Annotated in this window: 24 protein-coding genes, 1 tRNA gene and 1 other RNA gene; 15 read left to right on the top strand and 11 right to left on the bottom strand. The window is 67.5% G+C overall.

Annotated elements, in window-relative coordinates; all coding sequences use genetic code 11:
* Positions 1 to 9: 9 nt before the first annotated feature.
* From ACIQTT_RS03740 to dapF, 13 genes are all read left to right on the top strand, one after another.
* A complete protein-coding gene (locus ACIQTT_RS03740) occupies positions 10 to 1686 on the top strand; it encodes a ribonuclease J (RefSeq protein ID WP_402786168.1) in 1677 nt (558 codons plus the stop codon).
* A gap of 67 nt (positions 1687 to 1753) precedes the next feature.
* Positions 1754 to 4528 (top strand): DNA translocase FtsK, encoded by a 2775-nt coding sequence (locus ACIQTT_RS03735; RefSeq protein WP_402786165.1) that lies wholly within the window; start codon positions 1754 to 1756, stop codon positions 4526 to 4528.
* Positions 4528 to 5103 carry a CDP-diacylglycerol--glycerol-3-phosphate 3-phosphatidyltransferase gene (gene pgsA, locus ACIQTT_RS03730; RefSeq protein ID WP_402786162.1) on the top strand — a complete coding sequence of 192 codons (576 nt, stop codon included), beginning with the start codon at positions 4528 to 4530 and terminating at the stop codon, positions 5101 to 5103. Before ACIQTT_RS03735 ends, pgsA begins: the two co-directional genes overlap by 1 nt.
* The gene (locus ACIQTT_RS03725) at positions 5100 to 5585 is read left to right on the top strand and encodes a CinA family protein (protein ID WP_402786160.1); all 486 of its coding nucleotides are present in this window, start codon (positions 5100 to 5102) and stop codon (positions 5583 to 5585) included. The genes pgsA and ACIQTT_RS03725 overlap by 4 nt, the downstream gene beginning before the upstream one ends.
* Before the next feature lie 141 nt (positions 5586 to 5726).
* Positions 5727 to 6035, top strand: coding sequence for a helix-turn-helix domain-containing protein (locus ACIQTT_RS03720; protein ID WP_060925763.1), 309 nt, complete (start codon positions 5727 to 5729; stop codon positions 6033 to 6035).
* 24 nt (positions 6036 to 6059) lie between these two features.
* Entirely contained in the window at positions 6060 to 6284 is a 225-nt protein-coding gene (locus tag ACIQTT_RS03715) for a DUF3046 domain-containing protein (RefSeq protein ID WP_402786157.1), read from the top strand.
* A 269-nt stretch (positions 6285 to 6553) separates the two neighbouring features.
* The gene (gene recA / locus ACIQTT_RS03710; protein WP_247622700.1) at positions 6554 to 7603 is read left to right on the top strand and encodes a recombinase RecA; all 1050 of its coding nucleotides are present in this window, start codon (positions 6554 to 6556) and stop codon (positions 7601 to 7603) included.
* 293 nt (positions 7604 to 7896) lie between these two features.
* Positions 7897 to 8319: a regulatory protein RecX gene (locus ACIQTT_RS03705; RefSeq protein ID WP_402786153.1), complete on the top strand. Its 423-nt coding sequence runs from the start codon at positions 7897 to 7899 to the stop codon at positions 8317 to 8319.
* 46 nt (positions 8320 to 8365) lie between these two features.
* Entirely contained in the window at positions 8366 to 9913 is a 1548-nt protein-coding gene (gene miaB / locus ACIQTT_RS03700; RefSeq protein WP_402786151.1) for a tRNA (N6-isopentenyl adenosine(37)-C2)-methylthiotransferase MiaB, read from the top strand.
* The gene (miaA, locus tag ACIQTT_RS03695; RefSeq protein ID WP_402786149.1) at positions 9910 to 10848 is read left to right on the top strand and encodes a tRNA (adenosine(37)-N6)-dimethylallyltransferase MiaA; all 939 of its coding nucleotides are present in this window, start codon (positions 9910 to 9912) and stop codon (positions 10846 to 10848) included. The genes miaB and miaA overlap by 4 nt, the downstream gene beginning before the upstream one ends.
* 32 nt (positions 10849 to 10880) lie before the next feature.
* Entirely contained in the window at positions 10881 to 11408 is a 528-nt protein-coding gene (locus tag ACIQTT_RS03690) for a dihydrofolate reductase family protein (RefSeq protein WP_402786147.1), read from the top strand.
* A gap of 63 nt (positions 11409 to 11471) precedes the next feature.
* Positions 11472 to 11903 carry a GNAT family acetyltransferase gene (locus ACIQTT_RS03685; RefSeq protein ID WP_402786145.1) on the top strand — a complete coding sequence of 144 codons (432 nt, stop codon included), beginning with the start codon at positions 11472 to 11474 and terminating at the stop codon, positions 11901 to 11903.
* A gap of 22 nt (positions 11904 to 11925) precedes the next feature.
* On the top strand, positions 11926 to 12798 hold the full coding sequence (gene dapF / locus ACIQTT_RS03680) for a diaminopimelate epimerase (protein ID WP_402786143.1): 873 nt from the start codon (positions 11926 to 11928) through the stop codon (positions 12796 to 12798).
* Positions 12799 to 12841: 43 nt separating this feature from the next.
* Here dapF and ACIQTT_RS03675 read toward each other — a convergent pair whose 3' ends face one another.
* Positions 12842 to 13483, bottom strand: a complete 642-nt coding sequence (locus tag ACIQTT_RS03675) for a class I SAM-dependent methyltransferase (RefSeq protein WP_402786141.1) — start codon at positions 13481 to 13483, stop codon at positions 12842 to 12844.
* A 68-nt stretch (positions 13484 to 13551) separates the two neighbouring features.
* Between ACIQTT_RS03675 and hflX the strand changes: the two genes are divergently transcribed.
* Positions 13552 to 15057, top strand: coding sequence for a GTPase HflX (hflX, locus tag ACIQTT_RS03670; RefSeq protein WP_402786139.1), 1506 nt, complete (start codon positions 13552 to 13554; stop codon positions 15055 to 15057).
* 15 nt (positions 15058 to 15072) lie between these two features.
* Here the strand turns inward: hflX and ACIQTT_RS03665 are convergent, their stop codons facing one another.
* Positions 15073 to 15738, bottom strand: a complete 666-nt coding sequence (locus ACIQTT_RS03665) for an SIMPL domain-containing protein (protein ID WP_402786137.1) — start codon at positions 15736 to 15738, stop codon at positions 15073 to 15075.
* Positions 15739 to 15901: 163 nt separating this feature from the next.
* Between ACIQTT_RS03665 and ssrA the strand changes: the two genes are divergently transcribed.
* Positions 15902 to 16271, top strand: a transfer-messenger RNA (tmRNA) gene (gene ssrA / locus ACIQTT_RS03660).
* Positions 16272 to 16353: 82 nt separating this feature from the next.
* On the opposite strand, the gene ACIQTT_RS03655 is transcribed toward ssrA, so the two are convergent.
* From ACIQTT_RS03655 to ACIQTT_RS03615, 9 genes are all read right to left on the bottom strand, one after another.
* A complete protein-coding gene (locus ACIQTT_RS03655) occupies positions 16354 to 16500 on the bottom strand; it encodes a hypothetical protein (RefSeq protein ID WP_402786135.1) in 147 nt (48 codons plus the stop codon).
* Positions 16501 to 16544: 44 nt separating this feature from the next.
* Complete coding sequence (locus ACIQTT_RS03650; protein ID WP_247622689.1) at positions 16545 to 16715, bottom strand: hypothetical protein; 171 nt, start codon at positions 16713 to 16715, stop codon at positions 16545 to 16547.
* A gap of 119 nt (positions 16716 to 16834) precedes the next feature.
* On the bottom strand, positions 16835 to 17065 hold the full coding sequence (locus ACIQTT_RS03645; RefSeq protein WP_402786132.1) for a three-helix bundle dimerization domain-containing protein: 231 nt from the start codon (positions 17063 to 17065) through the stop codon (positions 16835 to 16837).
* 45 nt (positions 17066 to 17110) lie between these two features.
* The gene (locus tag ACIQTT_RS03640) at positions 17111 to 17689 is read right to left on the bottom strand and encodes a hypothetical protein (protein ID WP_402786129.1); all 579 of its coding nucleotides are present in this window, start codon (positions 17687 to 17689) and stop codon (positions 17111 to 17113) included.
* 17 nt (positions 17690 to 17706) lie between these two features.
* Positions 17707 to 18504 (bottom strand): inositol monophosphatase family protein, encoded by a 798-nt coding sequence (locus ACIQTT_RS03635; RefSeq protein WP_402786126.1) that lies wholly within the window; start codon positions 18502 to 18504, stop codon positions 17707 to 17709.
* Positions 18505 to 18631: 127 nt separating this feature from the next.
* Positions 18632 to 18704, bottom strand: a tRNA-Lys gene (locus ACIQTT_RS03630).
* A gap of 123 nt (positions 18705 to 18827) precedes the next feature.
* Positions 18828 to 20057 carry an MFS transporter gene (locus ACIQTT_RS03625; RefSeq protein ID WP_402786123.1) on the bottom strand — a complete coding sequence of 410 codons (1230 nt, stop codon included), beginning with the start codon at positions 20055 to 20057 and terminating at the stop codon, positions 18828 to 18830.
* Positions 20054 to 20503 (bottom strand): MarR family winged helix-turn-helix transcriptional regulator, encoded by a 450-nt coding sequence (locus ACIQTT_RS03620; RefSeq protein WP_402786120.1) that lies wholly within the window; start codon positions 20501 to 20503, stop codon positions 20054 to 20056. The genes ACIQTT_RS03625 and ACIQTT_RS03620 overlap by 4 nt, the downstream gene beginning before the upstream one ends.
* A 37-nt stretch (positions 20504 to 20540) precedes the next feature.
* Positions 20541 to 21329 (bottom strand): IclR family transcriptional regulator, encoded by a 789-nt coding sequence (locus ACIQTT_RS03615; RefSeq protein WP_402786117.1) that lies wholly within the window; start codon positions 21327 to 21329, stop codon positions 20541 to 20543.
* Between the last annotated feature and the right edge of the window lie 84 nt (positions 21330 to 21413).

Raw genomic sequence — 21413 nt, 5'->3', positions numbered from 1 at the left:
GGAGACAGCATGTCCATTCCCCTGGCCGAACCGTCCGCTCTCGACGAAGGAACGCTGCGGGTCATCCCGATCGGCGGTCTCGGCGAGATCGGTCGGAACATGACGATGTTCGAGTACGACGGCAAGATCCTGATCGTCGACTGCGGTGTGCTCTTCCCCGAGGAGCACCAGCCCGGCGTCGACCTGATCCTCCCGGACTTCGAACCGATCCGCGATCGCCTCGACGACATCGTCGGCGTCGTACTCACGCACGGGCACGAGGACCACATCGGGGCTGTTCCGTACCTCCTGCGCCTCAAGGGCGACATCCCTCTGATCGGTTCGGGCCTGACCCTGGCGCTCGTCGAGGCGAAGCTCAAGGAGCACCGCATCAAGGCGTTCACGCTGACGGTCAAGGAGGGGCAGCAGGAGAAGGTCGGCCCGTTCGATCTCGAGTTCGTGGCTGTGAACCACTCCATCCCCGACGCGCTCGCGGTCGCCATCCGGACTCCCGCGGGCATGGTGCTCGCGACCGGTGACTTCAAGATGGACCAGCTGCCGCTCGACGGCCGCATCACCGACCTCCGCGCGTTCTCGCGCCTGGGGGAGGAGGGAGTCGACCTCTTCCTGGTGGACTCGACCAATGCGGACGTGCCGGGATTCACCCCCACCGAACGTTCGATCGGTCCGGTGCTCGACCAGGTGATCGGCAAGGCGCCGCGACGTGTGATCGTGGCGAGCTTCTCGAGCCACGTGCACCGCGTGCAGCAGGTCATCGATGCGGCCCACGCCCACGGGCGGCGCGTGGCGTTCCTCGGCCGCAGCATGGTGCGCAACATGACCATCGCCGAGCAGCTCGGGTACCTGAAGGTGCCGGCCGGCGTGCTCATCGACTTCAAGAAGGCGCGCGACCTCCCCGACGAGCAGATCGTCTACATGTCGACCGGTTCGCAGGGCGAGCCGATGGCGGTACTGAGCCGCATGGCGAACATGGACCACGCGATCGAGGTCAGCGAGGGCGACACCGTCATCCTCGCCTCAAGCCTCATCCCGGGCAACGAGAACGCCGTCTACCGCGTGATCGACGGTCTCACGAAGCTCGGCGCGAACGTGGTGCACAAGGCGAACGCCCGCGTGCACGTCTCGGGACACGCCGCGGCGGGGGAGCTGCTGTACTGCTACAACATCCTCAAGCCCAAGAACGTGCTGCCCGTGCACGGCGAGTACCGTCACCTCATCGCGAACGCCAAGCTCGCGCAGGACACGGGGATCGCCGAGGAGCGCACGATCATCGCCTCCAACGGCACCGTCATCGACCTGCGCGACGGCGTCGCGTCGGTCGTCGGACAGCTCGATCTCGGGTTCGTCTACGTCGACGGCTCGACGGTCGGCGAGATCACGGATGCCGATCTCAAGGATCGTCGGATCCTGGGCGAGGAGGGCTTCATCTCGGTGATCGTGGTGGTGGATGCCGCGACCGGACGGATCATCTCCGGGCCGGAGATCCACGCGCGCGGTGTCGCCGAGGACGACTCTGTCTTCGACGATGTGACGCCGAAGATCATCGCCGCCCTCAAGGAGGCCTCCGGCAACGGCGTGCGCGACACCCACGCACTCTCGCAGGTCGTACGTCGCACGATCGGCCGGTGGGTCAACCAGCGTCTGCGTCGCCGTCCGATGATCGTCCCTCTCGTGATCGAGGCGTGATCAGCGGGATCGGCTGAAAGCCGCGTCGATACGCGGGAATGTCGGCCGCTGGCCGTAACGTGAGGGCATGGCCAGGAGTACGACCAAGTCCGAGCGCGCGTCCGGGAGCACGCCGTCCCGCCCCTCGCGGCGGGCGGCTCCCCAAGCCTCGCCTGCGCCCAAGAAGCCGGCAGCGAAAAAGCCCGTGCCTAAGAAGTACATCGACGAGATCGACAAGCCGCCGGTGGTGGTCCGCGCGTGGACCGGCCTCGCGCATGGCGTCGGGGGACTCTTCCGCGCCTTCGGCCCGGAGACCCTGGAGAAGGACGACCGTCGCGACGGGTTCCCGTTCCTGCTGGTGCTGCTGGCGATCCTCGGTGCCGTGAACGAGTGGTTCTTCATCGGTAACGAGGTCGCCGCCAACATCAGTGCGTACTCGGTGGGCGGGCTCGTCGGACGCATCGCGTTCATCATGCCGGTGCTCCTCCTTCTCCTCGCGGGCTGGCTCTTCCGTCATCCTTCCTCGGTGCATGACAACGGACGCATCGGCATCGGCTTCGGCCTCTTCGTGCTCGCCCTCGCCGGTATCGCTCATGTGGCAGCCGGGGCGCCGGCCGGAGCCGGCGCGGACGGGCGTGCGCATCCGAACATGGGCATGGCCGCGATCAGCGAGGCGGGAGGTGTCTTCGGCTGGTTGGTCGGGGAGCCGCTCGCGCTGGTTTCCCCGGTCCTTGCGTACGTGGTTCTCGGTTTCGTGATCGCCCTGAGCATCCTGATCCTCACGAAGACCCCGCCGAACCGGATCGGCCGCCGTCTCGGCGACCTCTACGCCTGGATGTTCGACGCCGAGCGCCCGGAGCCGAAGGCGGAGACGCCAGATATCGACGACGCCGACAAGACCGACGACGAGAACGTCCTGCCCTGGTGGCGGCGCAACAAGAGCGGGCGCGAGGAGGACCCCGACGAGGGCACCCTCGGGTCCGACGACATCACCGCGCTCCTCTCCACTGCGGAGCCGACTCCGGCGTACGACCAGGCCGTCGTGGTCGAGAACTCCTACGACTCCGCCACCGAGGTTCTGTCCGATGTGCGCTCGGTCGCCGATTCCCTCGCCGAGCAGCAGACCACGGCCCTCCTCGACGACGACGCCGACACCGGTGAGGTGCCCGAACTCCCCGGCCTCGACGGCTTCGGGACCGAGGGCCCGGGAGACCGCGGCCCCCAGGCGCCGGTCGCGCCCTACATCCTTCCGTCGCCGGGTCTCCTGGTCGAGGGGCCGCCCCCGGTCATGCGCTCCGAGGCGACCGACAAGGTGATCGAACAGATCACCAGCGTGCTCACGCAGTTCAAGGTCGACGCGAAGGTCACCGGTTTCTCGCGCGGACCGACGGTGACGCAGTACGAGGTCGAGGTGGGCCACGGCGTCAAGGTCGAGAAGATCCTGCAGCTGAGCAACAACTTCGCCTACGCCGTCGCCTCGAACGACGTGCGCATCCTCTCGCCGATCCCCGGCAAGAGCGCGATCGGTATCGAGATTCCGAACGCCGACAAGGAGATGGTCGCCCTCGGCGACGTGCTCCGTTCGCCCGCCGCGCAGAAGAGTACGCACCCCATGACGATCGGGGTGGGCAAGGACGTCGGCGGCAACATCGTCATCGCGAACCTGGCGAAGATGCCCCATCTCCTGGTCGCCGGTTCCACCGGCTCCGGTAAGTCCAGCTTCGTGAACTCGATGATCACGAGCCTGCTGATGCGTGCGCGCCCGGCGGACGTGCGAATGGTGCTGATCGACCCGAAGCGCGTCGAGCTCACCAGCTACGCCGGTGTGCCGCACCTGATCACGCCGATCATCACCAACCCGAAGAAGGCCGCCGAAGCGCTGCAGTGGGTCGTCAAGGAGATGGACATGCGGTACGACGACCTCGCGTCGTTCGGATTCCGCCACATCGACGACTTCAACCGCGCGGTGCGCGCCGGCGAGGTCGAGCTGCCCGTCGGCAGCGAGCGCGTGCTCAAGCCGTATCCGTATCTCCTCGTCGTGGTCGATGAGCTCGCCGACCTCATGATGGTCGCCCCGCGCGACGTCGAGGACTCGATCGTGCGCATCACGCAGCTCGCGCGAGCATCCGGTATCCACCTGGTGCTCGCAACCCAGCGCCCGAGCGTCGACGTCGTGACCGGTCTGATCAAGGCCAACGTGCCGTCGCGCCTCGCGTTCGCGGTGACGAGCGTCACCGACAGCCGCGTCATCCTCGACAGCCCCGGTGCCGACAAGCTCATCGGTCAGGGTGACGCGCTGTTCTCGCCGATGGGGTCCTCGAAGCCGTTCCGTCTGCAGGGAGCGTGGGTCGACGAGAAGGAGATCGACGCCGTCGTCAAGCATGTGACGCGTCAGGCACGGCCCGAGTACCGCAACGACGTCCAGGAGGCACTGGAGCCGCGCAAGAAGGAGGTCGACGAAGACATCGGCGACGACCTCGAGCTGCTGCTCGCGGCCGCTGAGCTCGTCGTCTCGTCGCAGTTCGGGTCGACCTCGATGCTGCAGCGCAAGCTCCGCGTCGGCTTCGCCAAGGCCGGACGCCTGATGGATCTCCTCGAGTCGCGGGAGATCGTCGGCCCGTCCGAGGGCTCCAAAGCTCGTGACGTCCTCGTCACGGCGGAGCAGCTCGGGGGAGTGATGGCGAAGCTGCGTGGTGAGGACGTTCCGGCGGCACCCGGCGCAGCGCCGGCCGCTCCTGCCGCCGCCCCCGCGGGTCCGACCTCGGCGATGGCCTCCGATCCCCTCGAGGCGCAGTTCGAGGGTCTCCCGGTCGTGGAAGCCGAGGGCGATGAAGACGCCTGGGGTCTGACGGGGCGCGACTGATGGCGATTCCTCGGCAGCTGCCCAATGCGATCACGATCGCCCGCATCCCGCTCGCGGTGGTGTTCTTCGTACTGCTCCTGCTCGGCGGGACCTACGGTGTCCCCGATCTCGGCCTGCGCTGGACCGCGGCGATCCTGTTCATCTTCGCGATCTCGACCGACTGGGTCGACGGCTACCTCGCCCGGCGCTACGAGATCGTCAGCGATTTCGGCAAGCTCTGGGATCCGATCGCCGACAAACTGCTGACGGGGGCGGGCTTCATCGGACTCGCGATCCTGGGCGAGGTCTCGTGGTGGATCGTTGCGATCATCCTCGTTCGCGAGTGGGGCATCACGATCCACCGGCTCATGATCGTCAACGAGCACGTCGTCGCCGCGGCATGGATGGGCAAGGTGAAGACCGCCGCGCAGGGTGTCGCCCTGGCCTGGGCGCTGATGCCGTTGCACGTCGTGATCGGCCTTCCCGCCTGGACCCTCATCACCTTCGTGCTCATGCTCGTGGTGCTGGTGCTGACCATCTGGAGCGGGATCGACTACATCGTCGCCCAGGTGCGGGGAGCGCGACAGAGCCGATGACCGAGCTCGCGGACGCCGTGATCGAGACGCTCGGTCGCCGTGGCTGGACGCTGGGCGTGGCGGAATCGCTCACGGGCGGCGCAGTGATCGCCGACCTCGTCAGCGTGCCCGGTGCATCGTCGGTGGTCCTCGGCGGAGTGGTGGCGTACGCGACGCCGGTCAAGCACACCCTCCTCGGCGTTGACGAGTCGCTCCTCGACCGAGAGGGCCCCGTGCATCCGGAGGTCGCGCGCCAGATGGCGCGGGGTGTCCGCCACGCCGTGAGGGTGGACGGCATCGACGCATCGGTCGGCGTCTCGACGACGGGTATCGCCGGCCCCGTCTCGCCCGACGGGCAACCGGTCGGGACGGTGCACATCGCCGTCGCCACGCCCGAAGGCGTCGAGGCGCGATCATTCCTCTTCCCGGGGGACCGGTCTCGAATCCGCTCGGAATCCGTTCGAGCCGCTCTCGAGATGATCCGAGAACTCTCCCGGGAATAGTCGCCGCCGCGACGCGGTTATGGATTTCGTGCTCACACTCAAACCACAGAGTGCAGTTGTAGATTTTATGAAGGTCGGCGAGGTTATACTGGCCATCACTTCGGGGGAGACTCCGAGAAACCGATTGGGGAGGAGGTTCCGATGATTCTTGTACGACAGGAAATCGGCGATGTGCTGAGGGACTTCCGTCTGCAGAAGGGACGCACCCTTCGGCAGGTCGCGAGCAAGGCTTCCGTGGCGCTCGGCTATCTGAGCGAAGTGGAGCGCGGTCAGAAGGAAGCGTCGAGCGAGATCCTCGCGTCCGTCGCCGATGCGCTCGACGTCCCCATCTCCACCATCATGCGCGAGGTCGGAGATCGTATCTCCGTGCTCGAGGGCATCCAGGTGTTCCCCGACGTCGTTCCCGACGATCTGGTCGCCTCGATCGAGCCCGAGCTCTCGCTCCACTGATCCCACGCACCCCGTCGTTGCGCGATGCGTCGAAGTGAGTTCCTGCGTGCCGTCGAGGACGAGTTCCCCGGACGCACGTCGTCGGTGTTGAACGATCTGGTGCTGAGTCCTCTCGCCGGTCGCACGGCCAAAGAAGCTCTGGCCGCGGGGATTCCCCCGCGTGAGATCTGGTTCGCGCTCTGCGACGAGATGGAAGTGCCCGAGAACCGGCGGCATGGTGCTGGCCGACTGGAGCCGCGTCGGCGCTGAGTTCGCGCATGCGTTCGATGGATATCGAGATCGGATGCCGGGATCCGGCGTGTCGTCGAATATGCGTTCGAAGCGGGCGTAGTCTTCTGCACAGTGGTTCAGACGTTCGTGTTCTCCACTGTTCGCGTGACTCGACGACGCAATGTCGGAGGCTCCTCGTACGGTGAAGACATGGCCACAGAGCCATACGCCTTGTCGGAGAGTTGCTTCCAGCCGGAAGCGCCGCGACAGCCTACAGGCGGCACCACGCGAAGCAGAAGGAGCACGACATGCCATCTCCCGCCGACCGCGAGAAGTCCCTCGAGACCGCCCTCGCCCAGATCGACCGTCAGTTCGGAAAGGGCTCGGTCATGCGGCTGGGCAGCGACGAGCGCGCACCGGTCGCTGTCATCCCCACCGGCTCCATCGCCCTCGACGTCGCTCTCGGTGTCGGAGGCCTCCCGCGTGGCCGCATCGTCGAGATCTACGGCCCGGAGTCCTCGGGTAAGACGACGCTGACGCTGCACGCGATCGCCAACGCCCAGCGCGCCGGCGGTATCGCGGCGTTCATCGACGCAGAGCACGCGCTGGACCCCGACTACGCCGCCAAGCTCGGCGTCGACATCGACGCTCTCCTCGTCTCGCAGCCCGACACGGGTGAGCAGGCGCTCGAGATCGCCGACATGCTCGTGCGTTCCGGCGCCATCGATCTGATCGTCATCGACTCCGTCGCGGCGCTCGTGCCCCGCGCCGAGATCGAGGGCGAGATGGGTGACTCACACGTGGGTCTGCAGGCACGACTGATGTCGCAGGCTCTCCGCAAGCTCACCGGTGGCCTGAACCAGACCAACACCACGATGATCTTCATCAACCAGCTTCGCGAGAAGATCGGCGTGTTCTTCGGTTCTCCCGAAACGACCGCCGGTGGTAAGGCTCTCAAGTTCTACGCATCGGTTCGTCTCGACATCCGTCGTATCGAGACCCTGAAGGACGGCACTGACGCGGTGGGTAACCGTACCCGCGTGAAGGTCGTCAAGAACAAGATGGCCCCGCCCTTCAAGCAGGCGGAGTTCGACATCCTCTACGGCGTGGGCATCTCGCGCGAGGGCAGCCTGATCGACTTCGGCGTCGAGCACGGAATCGTCAAGAAGTCCGGGTCGTGGTACACCTACGACGGTGACCAGCTGGGGCAGGGCAAGGAGAACGCCCGTACGTTCTTGCTGAACAACACCGACGTGGCACTCGCCATCGAGACGCAGATCCTGCAGAAGCTCGGCATCGGCGGCGCAGCCGCTCCCGCGGCTCCGGCGGATGAGCTCGCAGAGCGGCGCCCGGCCTGATCATGAATGGTGAGAACGGGGGCGGTTCGCGTCAGGACATCGGGCGGATCGCCCCCGTCATCCCTCTTTTCGGAGCTCGGAACGCCACTCCGTCGACCCCGAACACGAAGACTCCCGATGCAACGGCGGAGCGGTCTGCCTCCGCTCACGCATCCCCTTCCGTCTCGTCCGTCGACGACGGAGCCATCGGTGACGATGCACTCGATCCGGTCGAGGTTCGTAAAGCGGCCGAAGAGAGTCTGGTACGCAAGCTGCGCACTCGATCGCTGTCGGTCTCCGAAGCCCGGCAGGTCTTGCGGACCCACGGACTCGACGGCACGCAGATCGACGATGTCATCGACGACTTCCTTCGGCGCCGGTATCTCGACGATCACGAGCTCGCGCAGATGCTCGTCGCCGCGGGGGTCGATCGCAAGGGGCAGGGGCGCGTGGCCATCTCCCGCTCGCTCTCGCAGCGGGGGATCCCGCGCGACGTCATCGCTGCGGCGCTCGACGAACTCCCGGACGACGATGCGGAACGAGCGCTGGAGTTCGCTCGCACCAAGGCTCGCTCGCTCAGTCGTCTCGACCACGACACCGCTCTGCGACGTCTGCTCGGACAGCTCGCTCGTCGTGGGTACGGCGGATCCGTCGCGACGAACGCGGCGAAGACGGCGCTGAACGAGGCGTCGTTCGGGACGAAGAGTTCCGGAGTGCGCTTCGTCGAGTCGGACTGACGCGTCAGCCGGAGGAGCCGTCTTCCGCTCGTACAATGGAGAAATCATGACTACTCCGCGCAGTGAACCGACGATCATCAGTTCGTCGTCGGCAGCCGTCGACGCCGACGGTCGTCAGCGATCCTACGAAGTACGCACGTTCGGCTGCCAGATGAACGTGCACGATTCCGAGCGCCTCTCCGGCTCGCTCGAGAGTGCGGGCTACGTGCGCGCCGCAGCCGGTGATGAGGCCGATGTCGTCATCATCAACACCTGTGCGGTGCGCGACAACGCGGCCGGGAAGCTCTACGGAACCCTCGGCCAGCTCGCAGGGGTGAAGCGCCGCAGGGGCGGCATGCAGATCGCCGTCGGCGGATGTCTCGCGCAGATGGACAAGCAGACGGTGCTCGACAAAGCGCCGTGGGTCGATGTCGTCTTCGGCACCCACAACATGGGGTCGCTCCCGCGTCTCCTCGAGCGCGCACGCCACAACGGCGATGCCGAGCTCGAGATCCTCGAGTCGCTCGAAGTGTTCCCTTCCACGCTGCCGACCAAGCGCGACGCGGCGCACAGTGGCTGGGTGTCGATCTCGGTGGGCTGCAACAACACCTGCACGTTCTGCATCGTGCCGAGCCTGCGAGGCAAGGAGAAGGATCGGCGTCCCGGCGACATCCTCAACGAGATCCGACTGCTCGTCGAGGACGGAGCGATCGAGGTCACGCTCCTCGGGCAGAACGTCAACTCCTACGGCGTCGAGTTCGGCGATCGCCAGGCTTTCAGCAAGCTGCTGCGCGCTGCCGGCGAGATCGAAGGACTCGAGCGCATTCGCTTCACCAGCCCGCATCCCGCTGCGTTCACCGATGACGTGATCGATGCCATGGCCGAGACGCCCAACGTGATGCCGCAGCTGCACATGCCGTTGCAGTCCGGGAGCGACCGCATCCTCAAGGCCATGCGCCGCTCCTACCGCAGTGAGAAGTTCCTCGGCATCCTCGATCGTGTGCGCGATCGGATGCCCGACGCTGCCATCACGACCGACATCATCGTCGGTTTCCCCGGTGAGACCGACGAGGACTTCGAAGACACGATGCGCGTCGTCGAGCTCTCGCGCTTCTCCAGTGCCTTCACGTTCCAGTACTCGATCCGTGAGGGCACCCCCGCAGCGACGATGGAGGATCAGGTTCCCAAGGCCGTCGTGCAGGAGCGCTACGACCGCCTGCTCGCATTGCAGGAGCGGATCTCGCTCGAAGAGAACCAGAAGCAGGTCGGCCGGTCGGTCGAGGTGCTCGTCTCGACGGGCGAGGGCAAGAAGGATGCCGAGACGCATCGACTCACCGGACGTGCTCAGGACAACCGTCTCGTGCACTTCGAGGTCACGCCGGGCTCCGACCTTCCCCGGCCGGGTGATGTCGTCACCGTGGCGATCACGCACGCGGCGCCGTTCCATCTCCTCGCCGATGACCCGACCGGTTCGCCGTTGCAGATCCGCCGCACGCGCGGAGGCGACGCCTGGGATCGCGCGCAGTCCGAATCGTGCGCCGTTCCTGCGCCGGCGAGCGACGGCGGCCCCCGCGCCGTGTCGCTCGGACTCCCGACACTGCGCGTCGGAGTGTGAACGACACTTCCGGTTCAACGCCCGAGGCGGCACCGCGCCTCTGGGCGGTGGTCGGAGCCACCGGCACGGGGAAGAGCGAACTCGCTCTGAACATCGCCGAGAATCTGCGGTCTCGCGGGAACCCGGCCGAGATCATCAATGTCGACGCGATGCAGCTGTATCGCGGCATGGACATCGGCACGGCCAAGCTTCCGCTCGGTGAGCGACGCGGGATTCCGCATCACCTCTTCGACGTCCGCGACGTCGATGAGGAAGCGGCGGTCGCCTGGTACCAGCCCGAGGCGAGGGCCGCCGTCCGCGACGTGCAGCGCCGCGGTGGCGACGCGATCCTCGTCGGCGGATCGGGACTCTACGTCTCGAGCGTCGTCTTCGACTTCCGGTTCCCGCCCCGCGACGAGTCCGTGCGCGTGCGCCTCGAGGCCGAGCTCGCCGAGTACGGAGCGGACGCACTGCTCGCCCGGTTGCAGGCGGCGGACCCGGCGACGGCGGCGCGCATCGATCCGAAGAACTCCCGCCGCGTCGTTCGCGCGCTGGAGGTGCTCGAACAGGGGGCCGCCACGCACGGCGCCGCTCTGCCGACAACGCCGACGCTCTGGCAGCAGAACACGCGGGTGATCGGGGTGCACGTCGAACGCTCCGCCCTCGTCGAGCGGCTCGATGCCCGCGTGAATCGGATGTGGGCCCAGGGGCTTCTCGCAGAGGTCGAGGAGCTCCGGGTTCGGGGGCTCGAGAGAGGCGTCACCGCCAGCCGCGCGATCGGATATGCGCAGGCGCTCGGACAGCTGGACGGTCGACTCAGCGAAGCGGAAGCGATCGCCGAGACCCAGGCCCTCACGCGCCGGTACGCGCGTCGACAGGTCTCCTGGTTCAAGCGATACCCCGGAATCGAATGGGTGGAGCATCCGATCGATGTTTCGCCCCTGATCGCCGACTGACCGATGTCGGTGGTCGATGCGACCGTGAGGACATGGCGACGCACTTCTACACGGCCTCGAGCCTCGACGGTTTCATCGCGACGGCGGATCACTCCCTCGAGTGGTTGCTGAGTCAGGACTTCGACCAGGAAGGTCCGATGGCCTACCCGGCTTTCGTCGAGGGAATCGGTGCGCTCGCGATGGGCGCATCGACGTACGAGTGGCTGCTGCGCGCGCAGGGCGAGGAGCCCTGGCCGTATGCGCAGCCCACCTGGGTGTTCACGCATCGCGAGCTCGCTGTTCCCTCTGGCGCCGACGTGCGTTTCGTCCAGGGAGAAGTCAGCGACGCGCACGCGGCTATGCGGCTCGCAGCCGGCGGCGATGACATCTGGGTCGTCGGTGGTGGCGACCTCGCCGGCCAGTTCGCCGACGCCGGCCTGCTCGACGAAGTGTGGATCCAGTTCGCCCCCGTGACGCTCGGGGCCGGGGCGCCCGTGTTTCCCCGCGCCCGGGAGTTCGAACTGCTCGACGTGGCCCGTAATCGCGGCTTCCTGTGCGGCCACTACCGCGTCATCCGGTAGCACCCGCCCCGGATAGGCTCGAGCTTCGGCGTCATCCAGGAGGCGTCGATGAACAGGAGCACCATGAGGTGGAACGCACGCGCATTCGAGCGGTCCGACACCGATGCGGTCATCGAGCTGTGGACCGAGGCCGGGCTCACCCGCCCCTGGAACGACCCCCGCCTCGACATCGAGCGCAAGCTCCGTGTGCAGCCCGAGCTGTTCCTCGTCGCGACGGAGCCGAACAGCGCGACGGTCGTCGGTTCGGTCATGGCCGGGTACGACGGCCATCGCGGATGGCTCTACTACCTCGCTACAGCGGCTTCCCATCGTGGCCGAGGCATCGCGCGTGAACTGATCGCCGAGGCGGAACGGCTGCTGTTGGCACTCGGATGCCCGAAGGTGCAGCTCATGGTCCGCGAGGGTAACGAAGGGGTACTGGGCTTCTACGATGCGCTCGGATACGAGCGGTTCGCGGTAGCGAACACCGGCAAGCGGCTCATCGCCGACGCATAGCCGGAATCCCTAGACTGGGAGCATGGTCGCATTCACCAAGGGTCACGGCACAGGCAACGACTTCGTCATCATCGCCGACCCCGACGGTGCTCTCGATCTCACCGCCGATCAGGTCGCAGCGCTCTGCGACCGCAACTTCGGTATCGGTGCCGACGGTGTGCTCCGCGTCGTCCGCTCCGCAGCGATCGCCGACGGTGCTGCATCGCTGGCCGAGGAGCCGGATGCCGAGTGGTTCATGGACTACCGCAACGCCGATGGTTCGATCGCCGAGATGTGCGGCAACGGCATCCGTGTCTTCGCGCACTACCTCCTGTGGGCGGGGCTCGCCGTCATCGAGGCGGGGTCGACGCTCCCGATCGGAACGCGCGCCCGGGTGCGCGACGTCACCCGCAGCGAGAACGGGTACCAGGTCGACCTCGGCCGCTGGCGCCTCGACGGCGACGATCCACTGGTGACCGCCAGCGGCCTCGCCGTCACCCGGCCGGGGCTGGGAATCGACGTAGGGAATCCGCACGTCGTCGTGGCCGTCGCGAGCGAGGCGGAGCTCGCGTCTCTCGATCTCCACCGACCGCCGCTGCTCGACCCGCTCCCGCCCACCGGCGCCAACGTCGAGTTCGTCGTGCCGGGCGAACCCCTGGTCCGCGATGGTATCGGCCATGTGCGCATGCGGGTCTTCGAGCGTGGGGTGGGGGAGACGCTCAGCTGCGGAACGGGTGTGGCCGCCACGGCTCTCGCCGTTCGCCACTGGGCGGGCGAGCAGGCACCCGACAACTGGCGCGTCGAGGTTCCCGGCGGAACGCTCGGCGTGCGGATGTTCGCCGCCGAGGACGGAGAGCACGTCGCCCTCGCCGGCCCCGCTCAGCTCGCCTTCCACGGCGAGATCGAACTCGCCTGAGCACAGCGCTCCGCCCGCGAGCCGGCGAACGGTCGGTGACGCGTCAGGCGATCGTGATGGGCTCGGTCGGGGGAGACCCGTGCTTGCGCACCTTGAGCACCCGGTATCCCTTGCTGGTCGCCGTGCGATAGACGGTGAAGCCGGGGTGGAACGTCGAGCCGATCCAACGCTGGAGGGAGTCGGCGCCGAGGTTGCGCTGCACGACCAGCCAGGCGTCGCTGCGCTCGTCGAGCCGTGGCACCCACTTCTCGAGCAGATCGTGCAGAACGTTCTTACCCACGCGGATTGGCGGGTTCGAGCGGATCGTCCGGAAGGTCACGTCGGCGGGAACATCCTCGGGCAACGACGCGTTGACATTGGTGAGCCCGAGGGATGCCGCGTTGCGGCGCACGAGATCGAGGGCACGCTCATTGACATCCACGGCCCAGACCTTCGCATGCGGCGCGGCGAGAGCCATCGACAGCGTGATGGGGCCCCAGCCGCTGCCGAGGTCGAGAAGATTGCCCCCCGGAGGAACGGGAGGCATGTTGGCGAGAAGCACTGACGTACCGGCGTCCAGACGATCCGGGCTGAAGACACCGCCGGCGGTGGTGAGTTCGAGCTCGCGGCCTGCGAGCGTCACACGGATCGTTCGCAGGTTCTCAGGACTGGCCGGGGCCGCAGTGAAGTAGTGATCGGACCCCATACGGTGAGCGTACCGGAGAGCGCGGGCTAAGGTTAAGGCTCGAAACGAAAGCAAGAGATCAGGGACGGATGACGGAAACCACCACACAGCACGAAGACGGCGACGCGCTGGATCGCGTGCTCGCGAATGCCGAGAGTCGCTCGGAAGTCCGCGTGTTCGGAGCAGCACAGGCGCTGCAGGATCGGTCGACGGCGGCGCACGCCGCATCGGACGGTGATCAGTGGGACCTGGAGGATCGTCATGCGCTTCGTCGCGTCGGCGGTCTCTCGACCGAGCTCGAAGACGTCACGGAGGTCGAGTACCGGCAGCTCCGTCTCGAGAACGTCGTTCTCGTCGGTGTCTACCCTCAGGGGGCGCAGATGGATGCCGAGAACTCCCTGCGCGAACTCGCGGCCCTCGCCGAGACCGCAGGCGCAGTGGTGCTCGACGGCGTGCTGCAGCGTCGGCCCCACCCCGATGCCGCCACCTATCTCGGTCGCGGCAAAGCCCAGGAGCTCAAAGACATCGTGGCCGCTGTCGGTGCCGACACGGTCATCGCCGACACCGAACTGGCTCCGAGCCAACGACGTGCGCTCGAGGACGTCGTGAAGGTCAAGGTCATCGACCGCACGACCGTGATCCTCGACATCTTCAGCCAGCACGCCAAGAGCCGTGAGGGCAAGGCCCAGGTCGAGCTCGCCCAGCTCGAGTACCTCCTTCCGCGTCTGCGCGGCTGGGGTGACTCCATGAGCCGTCAGGCGGGCGGACAGGTCGGTGCCGGTGGTGCCGGAATGGGTTCGCGCGGTCCCGGTGAGACGAAGATCGAGCTCGACCGCCGACGCATCCGCACGAAGATGGCGCTTCTGCGCCGTCAGATCCGTGACTTCGTTCCGGCTCGCGAGGCGAAGCGCGCGGAGCGCAAGCGCAACACGATTCCCTCCGTGGCGATCGCCGGCTACACGAACGCCGGCAAGTCGAGCTTGCTCAACGCCCTGACGAGTGCCGGCGTGCTGGTCGAGAACGCGCTGTTCGCGACGCTGGATGCGACCGTCCGCCGCTCCGAGACCGCTGACGGCCGCGTGTTCACGCTGACCGACACCGTCGGGTTCGTCCGCAACCTGCCGCATCAGCTCGTCGAGGCTTTCCGTTCGACGCTCGAAGAGGTCGGCGACGCCGATGTGGTGCTCCATGTGGTCGACGGCTCGCATCCCGATCCGGCCGGTCAGTTGCAGACCGTGCGAGACGTGATGGGTGACGTCGGGGTGCGCGACATGCCCGAGCTCGTGGTCTTCAACAAGGCCGACCTGATCGATGACGACGAGCGACTCGTGCTTCGCGGTCTCGAGCCGAAGGCGCACTTCGTGTCGTCGCGCTCGGGGGAGGGCATCGCCGAGCTGCGTGCCGCGATCGAGGAGGCGCTCCCGAAGCCCGCCGTCGAGGTGCACGCGGTCGTTCCGTACGACCGGGGCGACCTGGTCGCCGCGATCCACGAGACCGGGATGCTGCTCGCCGTGGACCATCGAGAAGAGGGAACCGCGGTGCACGCCCGGGTGTCGGAACGTCTCGCCGCCGATCTCGCGCCCTACGCGAGCTGAGGCCGTCCGCCGCGGTCAGGAGGCGATGAAGCGCCCCTCGACCGTGGCGGAGACGACGATCTCCTCCGGCTCGTACTCCATCCCGGGCGATGAGTCCGCCATGGCGAAGGCCGCTCCGCGCGCCTTCAGCATGGGGGCCGCAGGCTGCGCCTCGCGGTTCGAGATCAGTCCGGCGTCGGCGATCTCGACGGGCGTCACCGATTCGCGTCCGAGGGCGCCGGCGTAGGCCTCGGCACGGGTGACGGCGACCCCGACGGCTGCCGCGGCGACCTCGCGCTCGACCCGAGCGCGCGTCTCGGGGGTGAGATGCCAGTTGACCCAGCCGACCTCGACGCCGTCCCAGGCGGAGATGTCGGACACCCAGATCGACAACTCGGATGCTTCGGTGAACGTCGCTGTGAAGTCGATGCTCGCGTAGTAGACCGGAGCAAGTCGCTTTCCCTCGTTGTTCCACGGGCGCTCGGCGCGCACGGAGAGTCGTTTGCTCGACCAGTCGACGACCGTCTGAGCGTCGCTGCGCTCGGTGATGCTCATGCGCAGAGGTTCGGCGAGACGCATGACGGTATCGACGACAGCCGCCCGATCGGGGCCCTCGGAGCGGACGGTGACGCGGATGGTGGCGCGCTCCGGCGCGACCCGCGCCTCGTGCTCGCCGCGGACGGTGACGGTGACATCGCTCATGGGGCCGACTCTACGCCAGGCACCCGACGGGCGGATGAAGGCGACTGATCAGCGCCGGGAATGGCAGGTGCGCAGGATCCGTTGTATCCTGTGAAGCTGGGTGCCACGGCATCCGGATGAAAACTCCACAGTGCGACAGCGGCTCCTTCGAGAGAAGGACCACGGGGCTGATCGGTTTCGACAGCGCCTGTGAATCCACGAGAAGCGGGCCGAGGATGCAGAGTTATCTCGTAAACGCTCTCTGCAAAACAATAGTTGCCGAAACCAAGCGCAACGACTTCGCCCTCGCTGCATAAGCGAGCCCGATAGTCCGTCAGGCCGTATGTGATTCCGATACGGATCCTGGCGTCATCTAGGAATCTTGCTGCGTGGTGGCGTCTGGACGCCACGTGGGACTCTTCCCAGGCTGGGCTCGTCGACTTAGGTGTCTGTGACAAAGGTTGGAGCCGAGCAGAACGTCTTCACAGACTGCGCCCGGAGAAGGCGTGGAGACTCAGCGTTGGACGGGGGTTCGATTCCCCCCAGCTCCACCAGGTCGCTGTCGCGAAGGAGAAGGCCCTCGGGTTTCCCACCGTGTGTGGGAGTCCGAGGGCCTTCTTCGTGGCGCGGTACCGGCTACTTCTCCGCCGACACGTCGTCGCCGTGCGTCGGCGGGACCGTGGGCGGCTCTCCCTTGGCGTCTTCTGCGCCGAGATTGTCGTTGCCCTCAGGGGCCGGGGACTGCTCCGTGCTGATGTCGTTGCGGTCGCTGCCTGCGTTCATGATGTTTATCCCTCCGTCAGTCGGATGATGGTCGAGGCCACTGCCTAGAGCGGAATCGTCGGTTCCTGCGGGTTCGGCGCCAACGGCTCCTCGGGGTTCGGAGCGAGGGGCTCGTCAGGAACGGGGGCGAGAGGCTCGCCCGGTGTGGGGTCGAGCGGCTCGGGCCTGGTGGGCTGCTCGCCCGGTGCGAGCGGAGTGGAGAACGGGTCGGACATGTTCGCTCCTTCCGCGGCGCGGTGTGCGTCGCTGACGTTCAGAGCACCATGTCGAGTCGTCCCCGTCTCCTCCCTTGCCCTTTTTCAGCGGATGTGATGCGTGGCCGTCATCGACGCGTTCAGGAATCCTCGGGGATCGGTGTCTGCACGGGGATCGCTCCGGTGCGCAGACGCTCGACGGTCTCCTTCTCGACGAGCACCGGCACGTAGTCCTGGATGCGCCCGCCGCTGAGGCGTTCATGCTCCTCGTGCGCGATGTGTTCGATGCTCTCCCGCGGGACGTCGGGGAATCGGGTCGCGATCCGGTCGAGCATCGCGTCGGTGTTCGCTTCGTCGTTGCGTTCGCTCATGGGCCGATTGTCTCCCGGCTGACCGGCATCCGCAATGGAGTGCCGTCAGCGGGCGCCTTCGATGAGGATGAGGCCCTGCTTCGTATCGGCGAGTTTCACCCACCCGTCGCCGAACAGGTAGGTCATGCCGTACCCGTCGTCGTCGGTGCCCATCGCGTACTGCGGGTCCTCGGTGATGTACACGCCTTCCGCTCCGTCTTCACGATGCCAGCCGGAGGCCAGGAGCGACGTCTGCGCATCGCTCGCCGCACTCGCACTCATCTCGGCCCAGCCGTAGAGCTGGCCGTGATCGGAGGCGACGGCGTAGTCGCCCCAGAAGCACAGGAGGCCGTCGTCTTCCGGGATCGTGGTGTCACCGATGACGAAGTCCTTGGTCTCGGCCGTCCACCCCGCTTCGGTCAGTGCGGCGACCGTGCCGGACGAGATCATCGACTCGCACGTGAATGCTGCGGAGGTCGGCTCGGGATCCGGCGTGGCGGTGGGCTCGACGCTCGCCTGCGGGGCCGGCGACGCGGAATCGGGCGTCGGGGGCGAAGCGGCCTCGTCGGGGGCGGAGCAGGCCGTCAGAGCGACGAGGAGGAACGCCGCTCCGGCGGTGATGGAAACGATGCGGGGAGGGGTCATCGCGAGCCTCGAGGAGATCAGGGGTGCAGGAAGGTGAGGAAGGCGTCGTGGAGGATGCCGTTGGTGGCGAGTGTCGAGCGCGTCGAGATCGTCTCGGCACCCGCGTAGTCGGTCATCGTGCCGCCGGCTTCGCGGACGATCGGCACCGCCGCCGCGATGTCGTACTCCTTGACGTCGAACTCGGCGACCATGTCGAGGCGGCCTTCGGCCAGGAGCATGTACGAGAAGACGTCTCCGTACGCGCGGTCGCGCCACACCCGGTCGGCGAGGGCGATGAGAGTGTCGACGCGTCCGGCATCCGCCCACTGCGCGATGCTCTGGAAGCTGACGCTGGCGTCGTCGAGTGAGGAGACGGAGGAAACCTGCAAGCGGTGGGGCTCGCTCTCCGTCGCCGTCCACGCGCCCTCGTCGGGAGAGGCCCACCAGCGCCGACCGAGCGCGGGCATGCTGACGACTCCGACCTGCGGCACGCCGTCGACCGCGAGGGCGATCATCGTGCCCCACAGCGGCACGCCACGGAGGAAGTTCGCCGTGCCGTCGATCGGATCGATGATCCACTGCCGGTGCGCGTCGCCCTCGGCGCCGAACTCCTCGCCGAAGATGCCGTCCTCCGGGCGTTCGGTCGCGAGGATGTCGCGGATCGCACGTTCGGTCGCGAGGTCGGCGTCGGTGACGTGGGAGTTGTCGGCCTTGGTCGAGATCTTCAGGTCGGCGGCGTCGAACCGGGGGAGCGACTGCGCGTCGGCCGCGTCGGCCAGGCGCAGGGCGAGCTCGAGGTCGCTGCGGAAGTCGGATGCGCGGGGGATGGCGGTCACGCCACCAGCGTAGTCGCCCGTGCCGAGGGCCTCGATCGGCGCGTGACCTCCGGTGTCGTAGCCGAGAAGACGCGCCCGAAAAGCAGAAAAGCCCCGAAGACTGGCGAGAGTCTACGAGGCTGATCCGTGCACCCCCTCGGACTTGAACCGAGAACCCACTGATTAAGAGTCAGTTGCTCTGCCGATTGAGCTAGAGGTGCGTGGCCCGGGATGACCCCGACCGAGGAATTACATTACCAGGGGATCGACGCGGTGCGAAATCGAGTCCGCACCCCCGGGAGTGTCGCGGCGATCGCGGCGGCGCGACACTCCCGGAGGCATGCTCAGGCGGCGTCGCCGACGAGGATCGCCTGGGCGTCCTCGGCGGCGGGAACCGTGCCGTGGGAGTCGATGTGGGCGAGTGCGCGCCGTCCCAGGAAGACCGCGAGCGCGGCGATCAGGACGGATGCCGCGGCGAACAGGTACGGGACCGTCACGTTGAACGAGTGCCACAGCAGCGCGGCGAGGGGAGGAGCCATCGCGCCGCCGAGGAAGCGCACCGCCGAGTACGACGACGAGGCGACCGAGCGGGGGAGGTCGGTGGCCTCCATGACGGCTTCGGTGAGCACGGTGTTCATGATGCCGAGCAGAAGGCCACCGATGATGATGCACACCACGAGGGTCGAGGGGCTGCCGGCGAGGAAGCCCGCCGCGACGAGGTCGACGGCCAGCAGTGGTAGCACGGTCACGATGATGCGCGTCCGCGGCATCCGGCGCATGAGGAGCGGAGCGACCCAGACGCTCGTGATCGCGAGTGCGACGCCCCAGCCGAAGAACGTGAAGCCGATTCCGAGTGCGCCGAATCCGAGGGGGAACGGCGAGAAGGCCAGGAGCACGAAGAAGCCGATGTTGTAGAACAGGGCGGCGACGGCGAGGATCGCGAGAGCCGGGCGGCGGAGCGCGGTGAAGGGTGCGGAGAACGGCACCGGAGTCCGCTTCTCGGCGGGGCCGCGCAGGAGCACGAGGACGGCGACGAAGGCGATCGCCATGAGGGCGACGACGCCGAAGAACGGTCCGCGCCAGCTCATCTCGCCGAGGAGTCCGCCCAGGAGCGGGCCGATCGCGATGCCGAGGCCCAGTGCCGCCTCGTAGAGGATGATCGCGGCGCTGCTGCCACCGGACGCCGCGCCGACGATCGTCGCGAGGGCTGTGGAGATGAAGAGCGCATTGCCGAGCCCCCAGCCTGCCCGGAAGCCGATGACGGCGTCGACGCTGCCGCTGAGCGCGCAGAGCAGGGCGAACACGACGATCAGTGCGAGTCCGATGAGGAGGGTGGCCTTCGCGCCGATCCGGCTGGAGATCCAGCTCGTGACGAGCATCGCGAGCCCGGTGACGAGCAGATAGCTCGTGAAGAGCAGTTCGGTCTCGACGGGCGAGGCCTGCAGGGACTCCGCGATCGCCGGGAGGATGGGGTCGACCAGTCCGATGCCCATGAACGCGACGACGCAGGCGAAGGCGACGGCCCACACCTGCGCGGGTTGCTTCCAGACGGAGGGGGTGGCGGTCGTGTTCACTGCGAGGAGTCCTTTCGGTCGGTGACGTCGGCGGGGTCGGTGTGTGCGGCGAGGATCTCGGCCGCGCGGGTCAGGGTCGCCCAGTCGACGTCGTCGAGGGCGTGGAACCGCGGCGCGAGCGTGTCGCGGAACTCGTCGCGCCAGGCGGCGAGGGCGCGGGCTCCGGCGTCCGTCGTCTCGACGACCACGGCGCGGGAGTCGGCGGGGTCGGGGGAGCGGCTCACGAGTCCGTCGCGTTCGAGCGCGCCGACCAGGCGGGTCATTCCCGGTTGCGTGGTGCGAGCGGCGGCGGCGAGCTCGCCGACTCTCGAGGCGCCCTGTCGTCCGAGCAGGCTGAGCACGCGCCACTGAGCAGCGGGTGCCTCGTTGCCGGCATCCTGCGCGGCGATGCGACCGAGCGCATAGGCCGAGAGCACGATGGAGGGGATCACTTCCGAACGTTGCATACCAATGAGTATATACCTGATGGTATGCAATGCGAGATCAGTGTCGAGCGCCCGCGATACGTGCCGAGAGTTCGTGGGCGTGGGCGAGGAGGGTACGGCCGAGATGCGCGAGGCGGTCCGGCCCGAAGCGGAACTCCACACCCGTCAGGCTCAGCGCCCACTCCGGGCGGCCGTGGCGATCGAACACGGCTGCGCCGATGCCCCAGCTGCCCTCCACGATGAGGCCCGGATTGACCGCGAAGCCGCGCTCCTTCGTCTCGGCGAGGCGTGCACGTAGCGGCTTCTGCGAGTGCGGGCGGCCCCACGTCGACGAGAGCTCCGGATGCCGACCGAGATACGCATCCACATCGTGGTCGGGGAGGAAGGCCAGGATCGCGAGGCCGGCGCTCGCCACTCCGAGGGGGAAGCGGACGCCCTCGCTGAGCACGAACGAACGGATCGGGAAGGCTCCTTCCTCGCGGAGCAGGCAGACCGTCTCATCGGCTCGTCGTACCGAGAAGAACGCGCTCTCCTCGGTCTTGACGGCGAGCGAGCGCACGATGTCGCGAGCGAGGGCGGTGACGTCGTAACGCGCGGCTGCGGCATTGCCCATGAGGTACAGCTCGGGTCCCGGCATCCAGCGGGCGGTCGTGTCGTCCCGATCGACGAGCCCCTCGGCGCGGAGCGCGCTGAGCAGGCGGTGCGTCGTCGATCTCGACAGGTCGGCGGCATGGGCGAGTTCCTGGAGCGCCATTCCTTCGGGACGCCCACCCGAGACGAGGCGGAGGAGTCCGGCCGCGCGTGCGATGGCCTGCGCTCCCGGCACACTCGTCGATGCTCGTTCCATAATGTGGACGCTACGCGGCGATACGTCCACATCGCAAGCATCCGCTGTCGCTCCCACCGCGCGACGGTCAAGCTGGATCCAACG

Origin of the sequence: Microbacterium sp. NPDC090225 (assembly GCF_044772365.1) — a bacterium.
GTDB lineage: Bacteria > Actinomycetota > Actinomycetes > Actinomycetales > Microbacteriaceae > Microbacterium.
Note: the sequence above shows the minus strand (reverse complement) of the source record. Positions and strands in the feature narration are given on the sequence as shown.